The sequence below is a fragment of the Streptomyces sp. NPDC005533 genome, from assembly GCF_042871845.1.
In the GTDB taxonomy this organism is placed as follows: Bacteria; Actinomycetota; Actinomycetes; order Streptomycetales; family Streptomycetaceae; genus Streptomyces.
In genome coordinates this window covers 4,121-9,022 of the sequence record NZ_JBIAJH010000091.1, presented here as the reverse complement: position 1 = coordinate 9,022, position 4,902 = coordinate 4,121, and the positions used below count along the sequence as shown (strand labels likewise).

The following is a 4,902-nucleotide window of genomic DNA, read 5'->3' as shown; positions in this document are numbered from 1 at the left end:
CCGGTGCGGGTGCCGGAGTTGTGCCGCAGCCGGTACAGCAGCGCGGCCGTCTCGTCGTCCACGCTGTCCACGGCGACGAGGGACACCTGTGCGTCGTCGGCGTCCGCGAGGTCGACGAGTTCGATCTCGGGTCGCTGGCGCAGCTGGTGGACCACCCCGACGTGCAGGACCGGGTCCGGCGCATACACGGTCACGGTGACCCGTCCTCGGGCATCGCCGCCAGCGGGCGGGGTGGCCAAGGAAGGGGTGCCGGCGAGGGCTAACGAATACCGTGCTGCGCCAGCTCCCCTAGTGTGTACCGTCCGCGGGCAGGGATGCTTTTCTGCGCTGTCCATGTAGTCCTCTCCTGCAGCCAAGATCTTAATGGCCAAGAGTCCTATCAGGATCGTCTGGTTCCATTTCGGGGCAGCCTGCCGAGCTCACCTCAGCTGTTCAGTCTGTCCTTCCAGCCGTCCTCACCGATCCCTACCTTGGCCCACCCTGCAACTTGGAACGGATACTTGGCCGGCGGGAGCTGTGGGCCCGGCTGCGGCGGAGACAACCTCGACACGCCCTTGTGTCGGAGTGGGTCGACACTGACAGTTGAGCTCGTACCAAACTTCGTCAGCCGGTTTGTGCCTTCCTGTGCTCGAGACCCGCACGGTCCCTGCCGACGTGTCCCCGGTTTCTGGAGGGCCCGCGGCCTGCTCCCAGAATCGTCATCTGTACGTGGTCACGCGCTGTGTGGTCCTGTGGTGCATATGCTTCTTGGCCTCGGTGTCCGCTCTGCGCTTGCATCTTGCACCGGAGCGCGGCGCAGTACGCGAAGGGTGCTGTGTATTCGGAGGCCCCAGTCGCCGGGCGCCAACAGCGGTGTTGCAGAACTTGTGTGGGACGAGTGTGACGAAGGCGAGGCTGGGGTGCGTGCCGTGGGTCCGGCATGCTGTCGCGGTGACGGATGCCGCTCGGGCCGCTGGCCAGGCCTCCTTCGTCCACGGTGCCCGCTCCCACCGCATGCAGCGGAACAGGCTTCGGTCTCTCGAGGCCGCCGTCAAGGTGCCTATTGGTCTTTTCGTAAGTTCTGTGGGTGTGGTGGGTGGATGGTCAGGCTGGTGTGGGCGCGGAAGGGCCATAGCAGTCGGGGGTTGGTATTGATGCGGTGGATTCCTTGTTCGGTAGCGTCGGCGACGTCTGCGAGGTGGTGGCCGGCGAGGTTGGCGAGTTCACGTTTCTTGAGCGAGGACTACAGCAGTTCCACCGGGTTGAGCTGGGAGCGTAGACGGGTCATCGCTCCAGGGTGAGCCAGTCCTGTTCGGCGACCCAGGCACGCATCGCCTTGCTCCAGTGGGCGGACAGGCCGTTCCAGACCAGGACCACCCGCTCACCGCGGTAGAACATTGTCATCTGCTCCAGGATCCCGATGAGGTTGGTGGTGTAGTAGCTGCCGGGCTTGAGGTGGAAGCACAGGCGTGCCCTCGATCGGGGTCGGTGGAGTGGTAGCCCATCGCCCCGGCCATCGCCGCGCGCTCCAGTTAAGCCGGTGCGCCAGAAGTGGGGTGCGGCCGTGGGGCGTGTAGATGCGGCGGATCTGCGGCAGCAGCGAGACGCCGGATTCGTCGAGGGAAACGATCCAGGCACGTGTGCTCACCGCCCCCTTTGGATCCGCGGCCACTCGTGCGCGATCCAACGGGCGATCTCCGACTCGTCCCGCTCCACCACCCGACGCTCGGGCCGCTGCAGACTCCACCCCAGCCGGCCGGTCAGCAGCCGCCACAGGCTCTCGACAACGAACACGCCGGTCACCCGCTCGACGACCAGGCCGACCCGTTCCAACGTGCACAGATCAGCCTCGAACCCATGCGCCTGAGCACCCCGCTCCAACGCGTTCCGCACCAGTCTCACCTGGGTGTCGTCCAGCTTCGGCCGCCGACCGGGTGCCGGACGCCGCCTCAGCGCCTGGGCCCCGCCACTCTCCCACGCATGTCTCCACCGCCGACACTTGCTGCATGGACCCCCATCATCCCCGCGATCTGCGTGTTCGAGCGGCCCTGCCCGATCAACTCGACGCACTAACACGGCGAGCCTCCGCCAACTCAGGCCGCTTCAAAGGAAAGACAGGAGAACCGGACACACTAGACGAAGCCTTGCAGGACACCGGGACAGCCTCCTACCAACAACACCATCACACCCACTGAATCAACGAAAAGATCAGTAAGAGGTCATCTCATGTGTCGAGTCTGCGGTAGCAGATGAGGGTACAGGTGATGCTCGTGAAAGCGAGGAAGTGTTGGGCCTCGCGTTCGTGGCGTCGTGGAGGTGGCGGCAGCCGGCGAGCCAAAACATCGTGCGTTCGACCACCCATCGGTGTCAGCCCAGACGCTGCGAGCATTCGATGCCCTTGCGGGCGATGCGGTGCCTGATGCCGCGTCCTTGTAACCATTCCCGCAGGTGGGCGTAGTCGTAGCCGTTGTCACCGTGGAGCTTGCCGGGTCTGCGCCGTCGGCGTCCGCGTCGCGAACGGATGGGCGGTATGCCGCGGGCGAGGGGCTCAAGGGCCTGGCTGTCGTGCAGGTTAGTGCCCGAGATGCGGACCGGCAGGGGCAGACCGGTTCGCTCCGTAATGCAGTGGATCTTCGACCCGAACTTGCCCCGGTCCACAGGATCCGGAGCCGTCAGGGCCCCCTTTTGAGTGCCCGCATGTTCACCGAGTCGATCATCACACAACGCGACCAGTCCAGCTCGCCGCGAGCGCCGAGCTCGTCCAGGGGCAGGCGGTGGAGCATGGCCCACACACGGGCCTCGCTCCACTCGGAGAACCGCCGGTGAGCGGTCGCTCCCGACGGGCCCGAACGACGCCGCCGGCAGTTGCTGCCATGTGAACACGATCGCAGCGAGCACTTCCCGGTCACCGTGCCGACGCCGGCCACCCCCCTGAGGCCGCGACGGCGCCTCTGGCACCACCCGCTGGAACAGCTGCCACAACTCGTCCGGCACCAGCCGCTCAACAATCCCCACCACGATTGACAGCCTGCCCAACCATCCAAATGAGATGGCTTCTAAAGCAGGAAAGCGGAGCGGGCGCCCCTGAACGCGTTCCGGGGCCTCGTTGATCGTCGGTATGTGGCTCGGTGGAGGGTGCCGCAACCAGGTTGGCGATGACGATCATCCCCTCTGTGGAAGGAGTTCGCCTAGGTCAAACCACCTGGGGTGGACCGTCGGAGTGGGTGTCTCAAGGCGGATTCGGACCGAACGACGCGCGCCCGGCCGGATGTCGAAGCGAATACGGTGGACGTAACCGCGCTTGAAGAGAACGTCACGATCCATTCTGACGCCGGGGCCGAGGAAGATCTCCCAGGCTGTCTGGTCGTTCCACAGGACGGGCTGATCGCGGTCAAGATGAATCAGCAGCACTCGCCCGTCTTCCAGGCGTGCTGTCACCGCGGATCCAACAGGATTGGGGAAAGCAAAGTCCGCCTCCATGCCCTGAGCGCTCAGCCATGCCGCGAAATCTGCCTTGACGAACAGATGGTTCGCGCTCTCAGGGCCACGAGACTGGGGGCTGCACTGCGACTGAATATCGGTTTCCTGGTAATGCACAAAATGGCACACATTGTCAGTGCACAGCCTGATCGTCAGACGGCCGCCGCAGCCCCCCGGCAGACGGGTGCCGCACCACCAGGTGTCGTTGTAGTACTCACGCTGGAAGATTGACAACTCATCGGGGTCGTCAGGACACACCACCGGTACATCAGAGTCAGGGCTGCCAAGCACCGCAGTCTGGATAGCGCTGCTGCCCATTTTCCCCAGTCGTGCGCCGAATGACTGACTCATCCTGTTGTGGTCCAGCCTCATCACGTAGGAACCCCCAGCTCGTTGTTCCATCACGCCGCCCGCCCAGAGCACCTTCACGAAGCTGGCAAACGGCTACAGGTCATGTATCGGACCAGCCGGTAGCCGCAGCCGGCCGGGTACGGCGCGTGTGCGCCGGCGGCAAGTTCCAGCGGAATCTCTTGCGGTGCCCGTTGAGGGCCCGATCGCGCCCTTCCTGTAGGGCCTGCAGCCGAGAACGTCATCTGCCGTGGCGGCGGAAGCACATAGCGTCTCGTACGGCACAACCCGACTTTGAAGTGACTGGCTCATTCTGTCATCCGACGCGAACTCAGCTCTCCGTTCATCCTGCCTGTCCGCCCTCCTGTGACGGCAGGTCTTCTGATGCTTGCGACAGGCCTCGCGACAGGCGGGAAAACGGCACTCCGACGTCGCTGCGTAGGTTGACGCTTCACTCCTCGAACAAGTGGCGGCCATCAGCGGACCACGACGCCGACGGACGGCGTCAGACTGTTGAACGATCAGCCGCTTGGGTGATTTGTATTCACGACACGCCGTCACCCCGAGGGACTCTAGCCCTTCGGCTGAAGAGTGAATCTATCGGATCTTACTAACATCGCGATATCCGCTAAGCGCATCTCATGCGGCACGGCTATCCAGGAAGGCATTCCAGTGAGTCATCGGTCGATTCGAACTGCACACCTCAGAGCGGCCACGCTGGTATCGGTGGGTACTCTCGCCGCGGCGCTCAATGTTCTCCCGAGCACTACCGCCGTTGCCGATGCGATCTACAGGTCGGATCCCAGCAACGCTCGCGTCGTACCTGGTCCTAACGGGGCGATGAGTGAAGCCACTCATGGGTTGATGCCGGCAGGGGGCGACAAGGACAAGCCCGGGCCCCGGGGCCCGCGGGGGCCGCAAGGCTATCCCGGCCCAGCAGGCCCGCAGGGCGCTACCGGTGCTGACGGTCCTACCGGCTCCCAGGGTTCCACCGGGTCTACCGGGGCTACCGGCGCTACGGGTTCAACTGGGTCTACCGGCGCTCAGGGCTTCCAAGGTGCAGACGGTGTAGACGGAGCCATCGGAGCTACGGGC

General features: G+C 64.7%; 2 protein-coding genes and 2 pseudogenes. All 4 read right to left on the bottom strand.

The annotated features are described in order from the left end of the window. Positions 1-194, bottom strand: a pseudogene (locus tag ACFYP3_RS36100) (DNA-binding response regulator); the annotation flags it as partial. A gap of 1,429 nt (positions 195-1,623) precedes the next feature. Continuing rightward, entirely contained in the window at positions 1,624-1,872 is a 249-nt protein-coding gene (locus ACFYP3_RS36095; RefSeq protein ID WP_388842190.1) for a winged helix-turn-helix domain-containing protein, read from the bottom strand. Positions 1,873-2,203: 331 nt separating this feature from the next. Beyond that, positions 2,204-3,000, bottom strand: a pseudogene (locus ACFYP3_RS36090) (IS5 family transposase). A 141-nt stretch (positions 3,001-3,141) separates the two neighbouring features. Then, positions 3,142-3,810 carry a competence protein CoiA family protein gene (locus ACFYP3_RS36085; RefSeq protein WP_388842188.1) on the bottom strand — a complete coding sequence of 223 codons (669 nt, stop codon included), beginning with the start codon at positions 3,808-3,810 and terminating at the stop codon, positions 3,142-3,144. Positions 3,811-4,902: the final 1,092 nt, after the last annotated feature.